Raw genomic sequence first — 14,669 nt, 5'->3', positions numbered from 1 at the left:
GTCGAATCCCCGATGCCACCCTACCTTTCCATTATCGGCAACGTAACGAAAGGAAGGTGATCCAATGTCTAGTGAGATTTCGGTCTGCGTGCGTGACTTTGGAAAGGGTGCGGTTTTGACGGGGCAGCCCTCGGCCTGATCCAGCCTTCCTTCGGATGCTTCGCCATCCGGGTCCGGACAAGGACTAAAGCTCATGGGAGCCACCCTCGCGGGTGGCTCTTTTGCTTCTGGCCATGTGCGCTTGAATGGTAAAGCCCTAAAGCCCGACGGTCCCGAAGCCCGGCACCTTGATGCCCGGCTGCACGACATCGATCCCGGCAACTAACCCCAAAAAATTCACCTCCAGCCCGCTGCGCACGCCGACCGAAAAGCCGGCAAGCCCGCCAAGGCTCACATGCAGGTCGCGGCCGTCTTCGTCGAGATGATAGAAGGCGCCGCCCGGCAGATAGTCGCGTCCGACGGCATCCGGCGGCAGCACGGCGCCGAGTTCCGGCACTTCCCGCAGCACATGCGCGACAAAGGTGTTGGAGTTCGGCCCCGGATAGATGCGGTAGCCGCCCGGCTGGCCGTAGGGGTAGCCCTCGATGGCAGCCTCCACCTTCGGGATCAGCCGTTTTGCCGCCTCGCCCTTCACCTCCGCGACCAGCCGCGGCGGGTTGGAGTACCAGAAGGCATCCGGCGCCCGATGGTTCCTGCGGATCGGCGAGCCCCAGCCCACCTTGTCATAGCGCTGATAGGCGCCGTTCTCGTCCTTGGTGACGATCCAGGCATGGCTGGCAATCGCGCCCTTCAGGCCCCCGGTCATCGCCGAAAACACATAGATCGCCGCTTCCGGGCTCTCCTCCGCCGTCGGCAGCAGGCCGGACGAACCCCAGTTCGCCTCGCTCCAGCGCTGCGGTCGGTCCTTCGACACCCAGAGCCCGGCCGAAACCAGCGTCGGCAGGATGAAGACGAGAACGACGACGGAGAGGAAGCGCAGCAGAAATTTCAATCCCGACCTCGAAGATTGGAGCGATGCATGATTTAAAAGAACTCTGACATTGTTGGTATTTTGAGGCGTAGTATGGAAAATCCAGTCACGGTCGAGGTCACACGCGGTCAACTCGTCGAGAGCCGCCATCGCGGGCTTGCCGTTGTGGTCGATGCCGAGGGCAAGATCGTTTTCTCCGCCGGTGATGTCGAGGCGGGCGTCTTCCCGCGCTCGGCCTGCAAGGCCATGCAGGCCCTGCCGCTGGTCGAAAGCGGTGCCGCGGATGCTTATCGTTTCGGCAACCGCGAACTGGCGCTCGCCTGCTCCTCCCATTCCGGGGAACCGGAACATGTCGCCACCGCCGCCTCCATGCTGAAGGCCGCCGGGCGGGATGAAAGCGTGCTCGAATGCGGCGCCCACTGGTCCTCGCACCAGCCCGTGCTGATCGACCAGGCCCGCACGCTCGACAAGCCGAATGCGCTTCACAACAATTGCTCCGGCAAACATTCCGGCTTCGTCTGCACCTGCGTGCATACCGGCGAAGACCCGCGCGGCTATGCCGGCTTCGATCATCCCCTGCAGCAGGCGATCCGCGCCATCATGTCGGATCTGACGGGCGCCGTGCTCTCGCGTGACAATTGCGGCACCGACGGCTGCTCGATCCCGACCTATGCCGTACCGCTTATCGGTCTCGCCAGAGGCTTCGGCAAGCTCGCCACGGGCAGGGGACTTGAACCCATCCGCGCCGCGGCCGCCCGCCGCCTGATCGATGCCTGCATGGCCGAACCCTTCTATGTCGCCGGCACCAAACGCTTCTGCACGAAGCTGATGCAGGTGGCACCGGGGAAAATCTTCGCCAAGACCGGTGCCGAAGGCGTCTTCTGCGCGCTCCTGCCGGAAAAGGGCCTGTCCTTTGCCGTCAAATGCGAGGATGGCGCAACCCGGGCGGCCGAAGCCATGATCGCGGTTCTTCTTGCCCGCCATTTTGAAAAGGACAGCGAGGAGCAGGCGGCTTTGATGAAGCTTGCCCATCACGGCATGACCAACTGGAACGGCTTGCCGGTCGGCACTGTGCGCACGACCGATGTGCTCTTCGCCTGAGCCCTGAGGGCCGCTGGGGGCTACTAGGCATTGTTGTTCGCTTCAAGGGAGGTTTAACCCTTGGCAGCTATTCTGCGTTGCGACCGATCATACGCAACCGACGAGACCGCGTTTCATGCAAGTTCCAACCAGAGGGCAGGACCCCGTTGTCGTTCGCAAGGACGGCCGCATTCGGTCTGCGCCCTTGGATCTGGCCGGTCGGTTGTTCGAGCTCGAATGCCGGGAGACATTGGCCGATCTCGAAGCGCTTGAGGATGTCTGGCGCGAACTGGAACGGCGTTGCCCCGAGCCCTTCACCTATTTCCAGAGCTTTGAATGGTGCCGTCACTGGTGCCAGGCGTTTCTGACGGGTGAAAAGCCCGAGGCTCGGCTGAAGCTTTATGTCCTCTGGGATGCCGGCGCCTGCATCATGATCTTGCCGCTGATGACCCGCAGGATGAGCCCGGCGATCACCCTTCTGGTGCCACTCACGGCCCCGGTGAACCAATATTCGACCGTCCTTTACGATCCCGAGCGCTTCGACCGGATGCTGGGACGCGCCGTGCTCGACGAGATCCGCAAGGACAAGGGCCATGATGCGATCTGCTTCGATCACGTCCCGCAATCATCCCTCCTGGCGGAGATCCTCGCAGGCGAAGGCGTCAACCTCAACGAGACCCGCCAGTCCTGCCTGCTTGACCTCACGCGCATCAGCGACTGGGAGAGCCACCACCGCGCCTTGCCGAAGAAGCAGCGCCTGCAGCGCAACAGCCGCCGCAACCGGCTCGAAAAGCTGGGCACGCTCGACTATCACATCTACCCCGCCGGGAGCGAAGGATATGCGGCGCATATCGATCGCTGCATCAGCCTGAAGCAATCCTGGCTCAAGGGCACCGGCCGTGTCGGCCGCAACATCTTTGATCCGCGTTTCCTCGCCTTGCTGCGCCAGCTGGGGGCTTTACCGCTGGAAGGCGAGGACGGCATCTACCTTCATGTCATGACCCTCGACGGCACGCCCATCGCCATGGAAATCGGCATGAGGCTGCGCGACCACTACTATTGCTTCCTCGGTGCCATCGATCTCGACTACCAGAAATATTCGCCCGGCAAGGTTCAGATGGAAAGTGCGCAGCGCTGGGCAATCGAGAGCGGTATCAGGCGTTTCGATTTCCTCAACGATCCCTCGACTTATAAGTCAAGCTGGACAGACACGATCGAACCGCTCACCGCCTGCTACATGCCGCAGACCGCGCTCGGTCAGCTCTACTGCCGACATTGGATGGCGGGTCTCAGGCCGCGTGTTCGCTCCATATATGATGCAGTCGGCGCCGGCGCGCGGTCGCGGGTTCTCGCTGCGGTCAATGCTGTCACGCGTGTCTTCTCGAGGCAGAGCGGCACCGTCAGCCTCGTCCTGCTCTGCCTTGCATGATGGCAGCTCTGCGGCTCAGGGCGGCGAACGCACTTCGTGATCCCGGTTTGCGCGGCGTGCTCACCAGCATATCCGTCCGCATCGCCGCGGCCTTTGTCGGGCTCGGGCTGCAGATCCTCCTCGCACGGGCCATGGATCTTCGCGACTACGGTGTCTATGTCATCCTTTGGACCTGGGTCAGTGTCGTCGGGCAGATCGGCGTGCTCGGCTTTTATGATTCCGCCGCCCGCTTCATTCCCCGGTATGGCCGACGCGAAAAGCATGCGCATCTCGCGGGATATATCGAAACCGGCTTCCGCGCCGTCCTGATCGGCTCCGGTCTGCTGGCCGCACTCGCGCTCGCCTTCCTCTTCATCCTGCCAGGCCTGGTCGATCCGGCCTTTCTGCTGCCCATCGCCGTGCTTGCCATCGGCTTTCCGATCCTGTCGCTTGAGACCTATCTGACCGGCATAGCCCGGGGCTTCGGCTGGTATGCGCTTTCGACGATTCCGGGCTTTGTCCTCCGGCCTGTGCTGGTCATGGCGGGCGTGGCTATGGCGAGCCTCGCCGGGCTGCCGCTTGATGCCGTGACTGTCCTGGCGATTGTTGCGTTGGCTTCGCTTCTGGTGCTCCTGGTCCAGGCCTTTGTCTTGCGCGCCCGTCTGCCGAAAAGCCCCTCTCCACCCACAAAGGCGCCGGGCCGTCGCCGCTTCTGGCTTCTCGCTTCCGTGCTGATGATGCCGGCGATGACGGCCGAGGAGCTCTTCGTCTGGATCGACGTTCTGATCCTCGGCTTCCTCGTGCCGCCCGATCAGGCCTCGCTCTATTTCGCCGCCCAGCGTTCGCTCTCGCTTGCCGCCTTCGTGCAATATGGCTTCATGCTGGTCGCCGCCCGTGGCTTCTCGCTGTCGCTCGCCTCTGCCGACAGGGCAGCGCTGCAGGCCCGCATCACCCGCTCCACCAATGCCACCTTCTGGCTCACCATTCCCTCGGTGGCGTTGACACTGGTGGCCGGCTATCCGCTGCTGCATCTCTTCGGGGATGCCTTTGTCTCGGCCTATCCCTGCCTTGTGCTTCTGGGTCTTGCCTATGTTGTGCGCGCCGCGATCGGCCAGGCATCCGAACTGCTCGTCGTCCAGGGCCGCTACCGCCTGAGCCTTGTCATTGTCATGTTGTCGATTGCGGTCTGTGTCCTGGCGATGCTTACGCTCGTGCCGCAATATGGGATCATTGGCGCCGCCGCCGCCATGGTTCTTGTGCAGGTCGTCCGGCTCGTGGTGGTCACGGTGCTCGTTCACCGTCACACCGGCTACTGGGTGCTGGCGCGTCCCTTCACACGCATTGCCGCGCAGGACTGACCGCTCGGGCGCCCATCGTCAGGCCAGCACAAGATGAGCGCCCTTGGCGCGATAGCCGTCGAGAACGGCCGGATCGATATCCGAGGCGACGATCAGCCCGGTCGCCTGCGTTATCGGCACGATGCCAAACGGTGAGACGCTGTCCAGCTTCTCTGCAGTCAGCGGGCAATAGCTGGCAAGGCTGCGCTCCAAGATCCGCCGCTTGATCGCCGCCTCCTCGAAATCCCCGGTCGTGAGCCCCTCTGCCGGATGCGCGGCCGTCGCGCCGAGGAAAAAGATATCCGGCCGGATCTGCTCGATAGCCGCAAGCGCCGTCGGCCCGACCGCGACCATCGAATGGCGATAGATCCGCCCGCCGATCAGCACCACCGCGATATAGCTGTGCCGTTCCAGCTCGGCGGCAATCGTCGGCGCATGGGTGACGACGGTGAGCGCCATGTCGAGCGGGATCTGCCGCACGATCTCCGCCGTCGTCGTGCCCCCGTCGAAGAACACAACCTGACCCGGCGAGATCAGCCGAAGCGCTGCCGCCGCCAGCCGTCGCTTCTCATCGGTCGCAAGCCCCCGCCGCACGGAGAGATCGGGCAGGGGGGCAACAATCGGCAGGGCCCCGCCATGCACGCGCTTGAGCAGACCCGCTGCCGCCATGTCCCGCATGTCACGCCGGATCGTGTCTTCCGACACCTCCCAAAGTCGCGCCAGCTCCCCGGCCACCGCCCGCCCGTCACGCTTCAGCACATCGAGGATCAGCCGTCGTCTCTGTTCAGTCAGCATGATTGTGCCCGTTTGTTCACGATATATCGGGATTATGCCGAAATAGATTCGACAATCCAGCAAAATCGTGCGGATATATGCACGTTTCTGCATGAGGCAGACAAGAAAGGAAGACTGACATGCTGATTTTGATAGCCGGCCCCTATCGTTCGGGCACGGGCGATGACCCCGAAAAGATGGCCGCCAACCTGAAGGTGCTCGAAACGCCGTCCTATGCGCTGTTCAAGGCGGGCCATGTGCCGATGATCGGGGAGTGGGTGGCGCTGCCCGTCTGGCATGCCGCCGGCGGCAAGGCGATCGGCGACGCTCTCTACGAAGAAATCTTCCACCCCGTCGCCGGCCGGCTCCTGGCATTGTGCGACGGTGTCCTGCGCCTACCCGGCGCCTCCAAGGGCGCCGACAACGACGTCCGCATCGCCACCGAACGCGGCATCCCCGTCTGGTACCGGCTCGAGGATGTGCCGGGCTGCGGGTGAGGGAGGAACGTCGGGCCAGGGCACAGGGTCTGGTAAGGTTGAATAACCCAACTTCCTGGGTTATTCTTGGTTATGGTCACTGTTTTCCGCAAGCATGGCATGCGCTTCGTGATCTACACGGCAGATCACGAGCCCCCGCACGTGCATGTCTACGGAGACGGAGAGGCTCGCATCGACATTGTCACCCTGAAGGTCATAACCCAGGGCGGGCTGTCCGATCGTGACGTCCGAAGGGCTGTCGAGGAAATCAGAGCGCAACAGTCGCTCTTCATCGAGACGTGGAGACGCTATCATGGTTGAGGTCACAGACGCCGAATTGCAGGCTGCCAAGGCTCGCTGGACAGAAGAACGCGCTATCAGGCCAATTCCCGTCGCCGCGCGCTTCGACCGCGAGAGCGAGCGCATCGTCGTTGACTTCGCAAACGGCGCGACCTTCCTCGTGCCGGCCCGGGCGCTTGAGGGCCTTGAGCATGCTACGCTGGATGAATTGGCCGAGGTTGAACTGCTCGGCGAAACCGGCCTGCACTGGGAAAGGCTCGATGTCGACTACACCATCCAGGGGCTGATGGCCGGCATCTTCGGATCCCGCGCCTTTCTGGAGGCCCAGCGCCGGGGAGGGCAGTCGCGCTCCCCGGCCAAGATTGCCGCCAGCCGCGCAAACGGCGCCAAGGGCGGTCGGCCGAAGAAGACTGTCGGCTGAGCGTTCACAACAGCTCGCACCCTCACTCCACCTCCGCCAGCCGCTTCTCCCACATCGCCTTGAAGCCCGGGCGGGATTGCACGCGGGCGAGCCATTCGGCGGTCTTCGGATGCGCGTCGAACAGCGGCTGATACGCCTGCGCGTAGCGAACGACCTCGGCCAGGTTGATATCGGCCACGGTAAAACGTCCGCCGACCGTATAATCATTGTGCGAGAAATGCGCCTCAAGCACCCCGAATGGCCGCGCGAGGATTTTTGCGACCTCAGCCGCCTCCGCCTGGCCCTCAGCCGAGGCTAGCTTGCCGCTCGCATTGGCCATCGAGATCTTCAGGGCATCCGTCTCAATCGATGTGGCCGCAAACAGAGACCATTGCAGCATCTGCGCTTCCTCGTGGAGATCGCGCGGGCCGATCGGTCCGCCGGTCTTCTTGGCCACATAAAGCGTCTGGGCCAGCGACTCGTTCAGCACCAGCCCGTCGTCTTCGATCGTCGGAATGCTGCCCATCGGGTTGACCGCAAGGAATTCCGGCGACCGCGTATTGAGCCGTGCATCGGCAGCCATCGGATCCTTGAGCTTGTAAGCCTGGATCACCGGCTTGAGCTCGAAGGGCATGCCGAGTTCCTCCACCAGCCAGAGGATGCGCGTCGCGCGCGACTTGTAAACGCCGTAGATCTTCAGCATGCCGGTCTCCCTTGATTGATGGGCCGGAGGCTAGCGCGGCGCCGTCTCCGGGAAAAGCAGCCCGGCGTGATGGCAACGATGAATTTTCCTGATCGATCGCACAATTGACAGAGCCCGCCTGCAGCGCTTATCCCTTGCCCTCCAGGGTCTGCAGTTCACCCAGGCGTCACCGCCCCGATGAGGGGAGCTAAACCTGCTTTTCTTCTGATCGACGAAGCTCGTTTTCCCGTGCCCCGTCGGAAGTCGGTGACCACCGGCCTTGTGGTCCTTTCAAAGACCGGGCACGACCAGGAGAAATGAGATGTCGAAGACAATCCATGCCTTCGCGGCCCCCGATCTGTCGTCGCTGGCCAAACACCTGAAACGCGAACTCGAAGCGCGGGCCGAACTGCCCGGCCATGTCGAGCTCTTGAACATGCTGACCCGCGCCGTCGGCTATCGCAACTACCAGCACTTCAAGGCAAGCCTTGCTGCGGAAAACCGGCTGGCCAACCCGCCAGCAGTCCAAGCGGAACCAGCCCCCGATTTCCGCCGCGTCGAATTGACCGCCCGCTGCTTTGCCGGAACCGATGTGCTCGTCCGCTGGCCGGGCAAGCTCAACCAGCAGCAGCTGGCGCTCTGGGTGCTCTGGTCCTTCCTGCCGGCAGGCCAGGACATGCCGGAAAAAGCCGTCAATACGGTGCTGATGCGCCACAACGGTTTTGGCGATCACGTGCTGATCCGCCGCGAACTAGTCAATATGGGGCTCCTCACCCGCACCCGCGATTGCCGACTGTATCGGAGAGTGGAGAAGCGCCCGCCGCCGGAAGCGCGCGAATTGATCCGGATCGTTGCGGGTTGGGGACGTGCTGTCTGAATGACACAATGATCCCTCGGGCGTGGCGGGCCTTATACCAAGTGTCGATGATAGGAACCTATAGGTTCCTATCATCGACACTTGGTATTAACCCGTCGCGCCTCAGCCGGTCTTGCCGAGCAAGGGTTGCAGCTCGCGCAGGACGCGCGCCCAGTCTTGATGAAAATTGCTGACCTTCAGCATTTCGCGCACTGTGTGGCGGTCGATCGGCCGGGAGAAGAAATAGCCCTGGCCCGCCTTGCAGTCGAGCGACAACAGATGCTCGCCCTGAGACAATTCTTCTATGCCTTCGGCAACCACCCAGATGCCGAGGCCCTTGGCGATGTCGAGCAGACCCTTGGTGATGATGCCGCCACCGCCGGCATCGGCGAGCCGCCGGACAAAGCATTTGTCGATCTTGATAACGTCGACGGGCACCGTCAGGAGATGGGTAAGCGAGGCGAAGCCCGTGCCGAAATCGTCGAGCGCCACCTTGATGCCGGCCTCGCGCAGAGCGTGGATCTCGTCGGCGACGACATTGTCTTTCTGGGCCAGATAGACGGATTCCGTCACCTCGGCGACGACCGCAGTCGGTCCCAGCCCGGCCTTGGAAAAGGCATCGACAATGCGTCGCGTCAAGCCGCCGCGATGAAAGTCGGCAGCCGAGAGGTTGATCCCGACGCGCGAAAAGAGAAGGCCTTCCCGATGCCAGGCGCCTGCAGCCGAAGCGCTGCGTTCCAGCATTCTGTCGGTGATTTCGATTGCGACATGCGCATCCTTCATCGCCTCGTAAAAATGCGCAGCCGCAACAATATTGCCATCGGGCATGGTCATCCGGCAAAGGGATTCAAATCCCATGATGCGGCCGGTTGAAAGCTCGACGATCGGCTGGAAATGCGCCTCGATCCGGTCGTCGCGCAGTGCTTTGTCCACTTCCTGCACCGCGCGGAATCGCTTGACGATCGCCGTTCCGAGCCCGGCCTGATATTCGAGGTAGCGTCCGCGACTTCTTTCCTTGGCGTGATAGAGGGCATAGTCGGCGTTCTGCCGCACCTGCTGCGGGCTCCGCTCGAGGCCTGCCCGGGCGCCGCCCAGCGTTGCTGCCGGATAGATCAGGTGACCGCCGCAATCGGCTGGCTCCTTGATCCGCGAAATCAGCCGTTCGGCGAGATCGGCCGGCTCCGTCGTCGCCACGCAGGGCACAATGACGGCGAATTCATCGCCGCCGAGACGAAACGCCATGCCGGGGGACGCCTCCTGCTTCATTCGCTCCGCAACGATGCGGATCAGGTCGTCTCCGGCCCCGTGACCAAAGGTGTCGTTGACCATCTTCAGATTGTCGAGATCGATCAGCAGCAGGGCCCATTCGGGCTCGCGCCGTGACACCTCATTGATCACCTCGTTGAAACGGCTGCGGTTCGCAAGGCCGGTCAGCCCGTCGGTATCGGCAAGCCGGCGGCGCTCCGTCACGCGATGTTCGCGTTCAATGGCGATGGCGCAGAGATGCACGCAGGCATTGACGATCTGCCGTTCCTGCTCCGAAGGCCCACGGGGCGTGCGATAGTAGAAAGCGAAGGTCCCGAGCACTTTCCCGGAGCCGATGATCGGCGTCGACCAGCAGGCCATGAGGCCGATCGGCAGGGCGAGGTGCTTATAGGGCTGCCAATATTCGTGGGTATCGATGTCTTCCACGAGCACCGGTTCGCCATGATAGGCAGCGGTTCCGCATGAGCCGACACCGTGACCGATCTCGATCCCATCGACGGCCGAGGTGTATTCGAAGGGAAGAGACGGGCCGGCCAGATGACGCAGGCGTTTTTCGTCTTCGAGCAGAAGGACCGAGCAGACAAGGTCGTCGATCATGGTTTCGACTTCGCGGCAGAGATAGTCGATGGTCTCGGCCAGAGACTGGCCGGTTGCGATCTTCTCGAGGATGATGTTCTGCAGATGAAGAAGCATGGGACCCGCGATCGTTTGTTGGCGGGAATTAAATCAGCCCATACTTAAACAGTCATTACGACATTATGCGACGTTTCGCCTGGGTCTCGGCAGAGTTAACAAGGTCTTGCGGTGTCTTCAGCGTCCGGCTGAGACGTTTCCGCTGATGCTCAGATGCGGAAATGATGGGGCGCCGTCGATGAGATCCTCGCTCACCCGCTCCTTCCAGCGATAGCCGAAGATCGCCCCGTCGCGGGCGCCGTCTACGATGTTGTCACGGATGACCGTCTGGCCGGCCCCTTCGACCACACTCACCTGAATGCCCTGAGCGCTGTCGCGCAGGATGTTTTCGGTGACAATCACATTGCGCAGATAGGGGCCCCAGCCGATCGCCAGCGCCGCAGTCTCCGCGCCTTCGACCAGATTGCCGGTGACCAGCGTGTCGGCCTCCACCGAAATGCCGAAGCCGAAGCTGCTGATCGTTGGAACATAGGGTCCCATGTTGACCAGACGCCGGATGATGTTGTCGCTGACCGTCGAAAGCCGCCCGCCATTGTCGAAATTGGCGACCGAAATGCCGATCGCTGCCCCGTCGATGATATTGCCGGTGATCAGTGCCCCCTCGAACTCGAACTCGGCATAGACGGCCGTTTCACCGGAGCGGAAGGCCTGGTTGTTGCTGATCGTGATGTTGGAGGCGGAATTCCCCCGGATTGCCGAAAAGGCACAGTCGGACACATGGTTGTCCGTCACCATCACATTGTCGGCGCGGAACACGTTGATCCCGTTGCCATATTGCCCGGTACCGCCATTCGTTGCGGCGATCCGTGCCACGCGGTTGCCGGTAATCACGGTCCCATCCTCGCCCTTGGTCCAGCGATGCACGAGGATGCCGCCGTTGCCGCAGTCAAAGACCTCGTTGTTGCGAATGGTAAAGGCGGCGTTCTCGATCCCCCAGATGCCGGCCTCGGCGGCCCCGGTGATCCGGGTCCTTTCGATCACGCCGCCTGAGCGCGCCGCATAGATCCCGCACTTGCGACTGCCGACGATCTCGCAATCCTCAATCGTCACCTCGCCGACATTGCGGAAAGAGAGGAGACCCTCGGTATAATCCGCCAACCATCGGTTGGCGCCGTCGAAGGTGATGCCTTCAAGGCTTACCCGGCCGATCTCCTGTGCCGCGATCAGATGTCCATCGCCGCGATAGACCAGACGTGTCAGCCCCGGCACGCCGGTCAGCCGGGTGCCATCGCGCAATTCGAGATTGGCGACCTCGTAGGTGCCGGCAGGCAGGAAGACCGGTTGGCCGACCGCCGCCGCCCGATCGATGAGGTCCTGCAGTTTGCGGCTCTGATCATCGGCGGTTCCCGGCAGGATGCCGGCTTCGCCCGCATCGAAACCGCCGCGCAACTCTGCCATGGCAAGTGTCTGTGCAGAGGCCAGCCGACCGCCACAGGGCAGCCCCGCCGCTGCCAGCAGCCCGCCAAGGCCGATCATGACCACCCGTCGAGACGGCATTTGCTTCCTTCTCATCCTGAGCAAACAAGTCACGGCGACCTTGCCGGACGCTGCGCTCGACGGCAAGAAAAGGCTTAAAACAGTGTTAACGCGGCGAGCGAAGACCTTCGCCTATTGTCTAAGGTGTCTGCACGGAAAACTTGAGGCAGATCAAGGAAGATCAGCGGCACCGGCGTATGGTCTAGATGCAAAGACAAGAACACGAAGGAAAACGACCATGCTTCGTCTCGCAGCCGTTCTTTACATCCTCGTCGCCAGCGCCGTCGGCGGTGCGGCGGTGATCGCGGTCCTGACGCTTGACATGCGCGAAGGCTGGCAGATCGCGTCGGCCTTTGCTGCCGGTATCGTTCTGTCGATCCCGGTCTCGGCGGTCCTGGCCAAGAAGATCTACAACGCCTTGCAAGGGCCGAAACCGGTCTGAAATTTCTCTTCGGCGTGGGACATTCGCCCTTCCTGTCCTGGCGGAGCGGGGAGGGTTGGTGAAAAACCGGTCCCATGACGACCGGCCGGCATTTTCTCGGGGGAGGGAGTGCCGGTCGGGTCGTTCTCTCAGACATCAGTCACCGATCCGCAGTCCCGCCTGGGACAAGCCTGCCTCAGTCTTCGTTCTGCTCGAACCGCGCATATTGCGCCTCAAGGCCCTCGGTGAAGCGGGCATAGAGCCGTCCAAAGGCTTCCACATCCTCGGCAGACCATCCTGCAGTCGCTTCCACGATCGTCTCACGTTTGATCGCCTCGATGTCGTCGAGCACCCGGCGACCGGCCTCTGTCACGCGCACCAGGCTGCGGCGTCCATCCTCCTGAGAGGCCGCGCGTTCGAGCAATCCCTGCTTCACCAGGTCGGCCACGATCCGGCTGCCGCGTGACGGGTCGATCCGCAACTGTTCGGCGATCGTGCCAACCGTGACTTCCTGCTGGCTGCCGATCCGCTTGATCACGCCGATTGCGTCTATATCCGACAACTCCAGCCCGGTGCCGATACGTTTCAGCGCCAGCCGTCCAATGAAGCGCCGGCCGATCAGCAGCCGCATGCGGGTCATGGCGTGACCGATAGCGGCCAGCGAACTGCCATCGGAAGCAGGCACATCGCCATGCAGGGCAACGGTCTGAGAGGCGTCGGATTGTTTCGGCATCTGTGTCGTCATCAGCGCAGTTTAGCAGAGCAAGATCGGGACGAAAAGCAAAATAGATGCGCTAAGCAAATATGTGCTATTGACATATAATTGCGGGAGGCACATTTTGGCTTCGCATAGGAGCCCCCGATCCATGACCCGCCCCATCACCGCCGCCCAATCAGGGCCAGACACCCGTTTCGAACCACATCCGACATCTCTAGGCGCCGGTCGATTGCCGCCTGACCAAGGGCCGCTGGTCACCGATCCGAGGCTCCGGCTCTTCGTTTATCTGCTTCTGATGTCGGCCATGTTCATGGCGACCCTGGATAACCAGATCGTCTCGACGGCACTGCCGACCATCGTCGGTGAGTTCGGCGAGCTCGAACGTTTCGGCTGGGTCGGCTCCGCCTATCTGCTGACCACCAGCGCGGTCATGCCGCTCTACGGCAAGCTGGGTGATCTCTTCGGCCGCAAATACGTGATCATGGCGGCAATCGCGATCTTCACCATCGGCTCGCTCGTCTGCGGTCTCGCCGTCTCCATGGATACGCTGATTGCCGCCCGCGTGCTGCAGGCGCTTGGCGGCGGCGGCATCATGGTCTCGATCTTCTCGATCAATGCCGATCTCTTCGAGCCGCGTGAACGTGCCCGCTACCAGAGCTATTCCAGCCTCGTGCTGATGGCCTCGGGCGCCCTCGGTCCCGTGCTCGGCGGCACGTTGTCAGACCTTTTCGGCTGGCGTTCGATCTTCCTCGTCAACCTGCCGATCGGCATCGCCGTCCTGATCGGTCTCGCTTTCCTGCTCCCCTATCGCAAGCCGAACCGCAAGCCGAAGATCGATTATGCCGGCGCGATCCTGCTGGCCGGTGCCGTCGCCTCCGTCGTGCTCTGGGCCGATAGCGGCCAGATCTTCGGCTCGCTGATGTCATGGGAAAGCCTCGCCGTCGTCGCCTTCGGCGTGCTCTGCGCCACAGGCTGGGTGCTGGTCGAGCGCCGCGCGCCCGAACCGGTGGTGCCGCTTTCCCTGTTTTCCAAGCCGACCATCAACCTGCTTCTGGTCATCTCCTTGGTCTCGGGCGCCATCGGCATCGGCTCGGTCAACTACATCGCGCTTTACCTCCAGACCACGACAGGCCTCTCACCCTCCATGGCCGGCCTGCTCTTCGTCGCGACAACAGGCGGCATCGCCATCGGCTCGATCGCCACCGGCCGCCTGATTGCCAGAAGTGGCCGCTACAAACCCTTCTCGATTGCCTCGGCAGCGCTGGGCGTCATCAGCCTCGGCATCTTCTCCTTCCTGCATGCCGGAACACCACTGATCGTTATCGCGCTCGTCATGCTGCTGCAGGGCGTCGGCGTCGGCATCGGCCAGCAGGTCCCCGTCATCGGTGTCCAGAACGCCGCCTCCAGGGCCGATGTCGGAGCCGCCACCGGCACCGTCACGCTGACCCGAATGGGCGGTGCTGCCATCGCCATCTCGATCTACGGCGCCATCGTCAGCTCCGGCCTCGCCCATGTGCAGATCGCGCTGCCCGGCGGCGTCGATTTCCGCAACCTGACGCCCGAAGCCCTGGCCGCCCTGCCGGACGCCGCCCGCACCCTCGTCGCCAACGCCTATTCCGACGCCTTCGTCCCGCTCTTCCTGACGGCCTCCGGGATGATGGTCATCGGCCTGATCTGCGCGCTGCTCCTGCCCAATATCCGCCTGCCGCGGGAAGGCGAGGGCAAGGTAACAGATGCGGTCGTCGCGGAGTGAGGTCGAGGCCATAAGCTTCGCGCCAGCCGGGGCTGAAAGGGTGTTGCAACGACGTCAGT

At 62.7% G+C, this 14,669-nt stretch carries 15 protein-coding genes; 9 read left to right on the top strand and 6 right to left on the bottom strand.

From position 1 onward, the window contains the following. Positions 1–256: 256 nt before the first annotated feature. A complete protein-coding gene (locus AC1PUL_RS12185) occupies positions 257–991 on the bottom strand; it encodes a DUF3750 domain-containing protein (RefSeq protein WP_298466471.1) in 735 nt (244 codons plus the stop codon). A gap of 72 nt (positions 992–1,063) precedes the next feature. Here AC1PUL_RS12185 and AC1PUL_RS12180 point away from each other — a divergent pair, with 72 nt between their 5' ends. From AC1PUL_RS12180 to AC1PUL_RS12170, 3 genes are all read left to right on the top strand, one after another. Continuing rightward, positions 1,064–2,071 (top strand): asparaginase, encoded by a 1,008-nt coding sequence (locus AC1PUL_RS12180; protein WP_480464451.1) that lies wholly within the window; start codon positions 1,064–1,066, stop codon positions 2,069–2,071. 115 nt (positions 2,072–2,186) lie between these two features. Continuing rightward, positions 2,187–3,479 (top strand): GNAT family N-acetyltransferase, encoded by a 1,293-nt coding sequence (locus tag AC1PUL_RS12175; RefSeq protein WP_480464450.1) that lies wholly within the window; start codon positions 2,187–2,189, stop codon positions 3,477–3,479. After that, positions 3,476–4,816, top strand: a complete 1,341-nt coding sequence (locus AC1PUL_RS12170; RefSeq protein ID WP_480464449.1) for a lipopolysaccharide biosynthesis protein — start codon at positions 3,476–3,478, stop codon at positions 4,814–4,816. Before AC1PUL_RS12175 ends, AC1PUL_RS12170 begins: the two co-directional genes overlap by 4 nt. An 18-nt stretch (positions 4,817–4,834) precedes the next feature. Here the strand turns inward: AC1PUL_RS12170 and AC1PUL_RS12165 are convergent, their stop codons facing one another. After that, a complete protein-coding gene (locus AC1PUL_RS12165; RefSeq protein WP_480464448.1) occupies positions 4,835–5,590 on the bottom strand; it encodes a DeoR/GlpR family DNA-binding transcription regulator in 756 nt (251 codons plus the stop codon). A gap of 119 nt (positions 5,591–5,709) precedes the next feature. Between AC1PUL_RS12165 and AC1PUL_RS12160 the strand changes: the two genes are divergently transcribed. From AC1PUL_RS12160 to AC1PUL_RS12150, 3 genes are all read left to right on the top strand, one after another. Beyond that, complete coding sequence (locus AC1PUL_RS12160) at positions 5,710–6,066, top strand: DUF4406 domain-containing protein (RefSeq protein ID WP_480464447.1); 357 nt, start codon at positions 5,710–5,712, stop codon at positions 6,064–6,066. 72 nt (positions 6,067–6,138) lie between these two features. After that, entirely contained in the window at positions 6,139–6,366 is a 228-nt protein-coding gene (locus AC1PUL_RS12155) for a DUF4160 domain-containing protein (protein WP_480464446.1), read from the top strand. Beyond that, positions 6,359–6,766, top strand: coding sequence for a DUF2442 domain-containing protein (locus AC1PUL_RS12150; RefSeq protein ID WP_480464445.1), 408 nt, complete (start codon positions 6,359–6,361; stop codon positions 6,764–6,766). The genes AC1PUL_RS12155 and AC1PUL_RS12150 overlap by 8 nt, the downstream gene beginning before the upstream one ends. A gap of 22 nt (positions 6,767–6,788) precedes the next feature. Here the strand turns inward: AC1PUL_RS12150 and AC1PUL_RS12145 are convergent, their stop codons facing one another. Further along, positions 6,789–7,448 carry a glutathione S-transferase family protein gene (locus AC1PUL_RS12145; RefSeq protein WP_480464444.1) on the bottom strand — a complete coding sequence of 220 codons (660 nt, stop codon included), beginning with the start codon at positions 7,446–7,448 and terminating at the stop codon, positions 6,789–6,791. Between the two features lie 301 nt (positions 7,449–7,749). On the opposite strand from AC1PUL_RS12145, the gene AC1PUL_RS12140 reads away from it, so the two are divergent. After that, positions 7,750–8,304, top strand: coding sequence for a DUF2087 domain-containing protein (locus tag AC1PUL_RS12140; protein ID WP_480464443.1), 555 nt, complete (start codon positions 7,750–7,752; stop codon positions 8,302–8,304). 102 nt (positions 8,305–8,406) lie between these two features. On the opposite strand, the gene AC1PUL_RS12135 is transcribed toward AC1PUL_RS12140, so the two are convergent. Together AC1PUL_RS12135 and AC1PUL_RS12130 are read right to left on the bottom strand one after the other, a co-directional pair. After that, positions 8,407–10,242: a putative bifunctional diguanylate cyclase/phosphodiesterase gene (locus AC1PUL_RS12135; protein WP_480464442.1), complete on the bottom strand. Its 1,836-nt coding sequence runs from the start codon at positions 10,240–10,242 to the stop codon at positions 8,407–8,409. Between the two features lie 117 nt (positions 10,243–10,359). After that, a complete protein-coding gene (locus tag AC1PUL_RS12130; RefSeq protein ID WP_480464441.1) occupies positions 10,360–11,739 on the bottom strand; it encodes a TIGR03808 family TAT-translocated repetitive protein in 1,380 nt (459 codons plus the stop codon). Between the two features lie 217 nt (positions 11,740–11,956). On the opposite strand from AC1PUL_RS12130, the gene AC1PUL_RS12125 reads away from it, so the two are divergent. Continuing rightward, on the top strand, positions 11,957–12,160 hold the full coding sequence (locus tag AC1PUL_RS12125) for a hypothetical protein (RefSeq protein ID WP_480464440.1): 204 nt from the start codon (positions 11,957–11,959) through the stop codon (positions 12,158–12,160). Between the two features lie 175 nt (positions 12,161–12,335). On the opposite strand, the gene AC1PUL_RS12120 is transcribed toward AC1PUL_RS12125, so the two are convergent. Continuing rightward, complete coding sequence (locus AC1PUL_RS12120) at positions 12,336–12,872, bottom strand: MarR family winged helix-turn-helix transcriptional regulator (RefSeq protein ID WP_480464439.1); 537 nt, start codon at positions 12,870–12,872, stop codon at positions 12,336–12,338. 133 nt (positions 12,873–13,005) lie between these two features. On the opposite strand from AC1PUL_RS12120, the gene AC1PUL_RS12115 reads away from it, so the two are divergent. Continuing rightward, entirely contained in the window at positions 13,006–14,610 is a 1,605-nt protein-coding gene (locus AC1PUL_RS12115) for an MDR family MFS transporter (RefSeq protein WP_480464438.1), read from the top strand. Positions 14,611–14,669 lie beyond the last annotated feature (59 nt).

Source organism: Rhizobium sp. P43 (assembly GCF_056730705.1).
The sequence above is the reverse complement of the archived record's forward strand: the minus strand, read 5'-3'. Positions and strand labels throughout refer to the sequence as shown.

Excerpts from the sequence above, each read along its gene's own strand:
- AC1PUL_RS12180 (WP_480464451.1), top strand. The coding sequence starts at position 1,064 with ATGGAAAATCCAGTCACGGTCGAGGTCACACGCGGTCAACTCGTCGAG.
- AC1PUL_RS12175 (WP_480464450.1), top strand. The coding sequence starts at position 2,187 with ATGCAAGTTCCAACCAGAGGGCAGGACCCCGTTGTCGTTCGCAAGGAC.
- AC1PUL_RS12170 (WP_480464449.1), top strand. The coding sequence starts at position 3,476 with ATGATGGCAGCTCTGCGGCTCAGGGCGGCGAACGCACTTCGTGATCCC.
- AC1PUL_RS12165 (WP_480464448.1), bottom strand. The coding sequence starts at position 5,590 with ATGCTGACTGAACAGAGACGACGGCTGATCCTCGATGTGCTGAAGCGT.
- AC1PUL_RS12160 (WP_480464447.1), top strand. The coding sequence starts at position 5,710 with ATGCTGATTTTGATAGCCGGCCCCTATCGTTCGGGCACGGGCGATGAC.
- AC1PUL_RS12155 (WP_480464446.1), top strand. The coding sequence starts at position 6,139 with ATGGTCACTGTTTTCCGCAAGCATGGCATGCGCTTCGTGATCTACACG.
- AC1PUL_RS12150 (WP_480464445.1), top strand. The coding sequence starts at position 6,359 with ATGGTTGAGGTCACAGACGCCGAATTGCAGGCTGCCAAGGCTCGCTGG.
- AC1PUL_RS12145 (WP_480464444.1), bottom strand. The coding sequence starts at position 7,448 with ATGCTGAAGATCTACGGCGTTTACAAGTCGCGCGCGACGCGCATCCTC.
- AC1PUL_RS12140 (WP_480464443.1), top strand. The coding sequence starts at position 7,750 with ATGTCGAAGACAATCCATGCCTTCGCGGCCCCCGATCTGTCGTCGCTG.
- AC1PUL_RS12135 (WP_480464442.1), bottom strand. The coding sequence starts at position 10,242 with ATGCTTCTTCATCTGCAGAACATCATCCTCGAGAAGATCGCAACCGGC.
- AC1PUL_RS12130 (WP_480464441.1), bottom strand. The coding sequence starts at position 11,739 with ATGCCGTCTCGACGGGTGGTCATGATCGGCCTTGGCGGGCTGCTGGCA.
- AC1PUL_RS12125 (WP_480464440.1), top strand. The coding sequence starts at position 11,957 with ATGCTTCGTCTCGCAGCCGTTCTTTACATCCTCGTCGCCAGCGCCGTC.
- AC1PUL_RS12120 (WP_480464439.1), bottom strand. The coding sequence starts at position 12,872 with ATGCCGAAACAATCCGACGCCTCTCAGACCGTTGCCCTGCATGGCGAT.
- AC1PUL_RS12115 (WP_480464438.1), top strand. The coding sequence starts at position 13,006 with ATGACCCGCCCCATCACCGCCGCCCAATCAGGGCCAGACACCCGTTTC.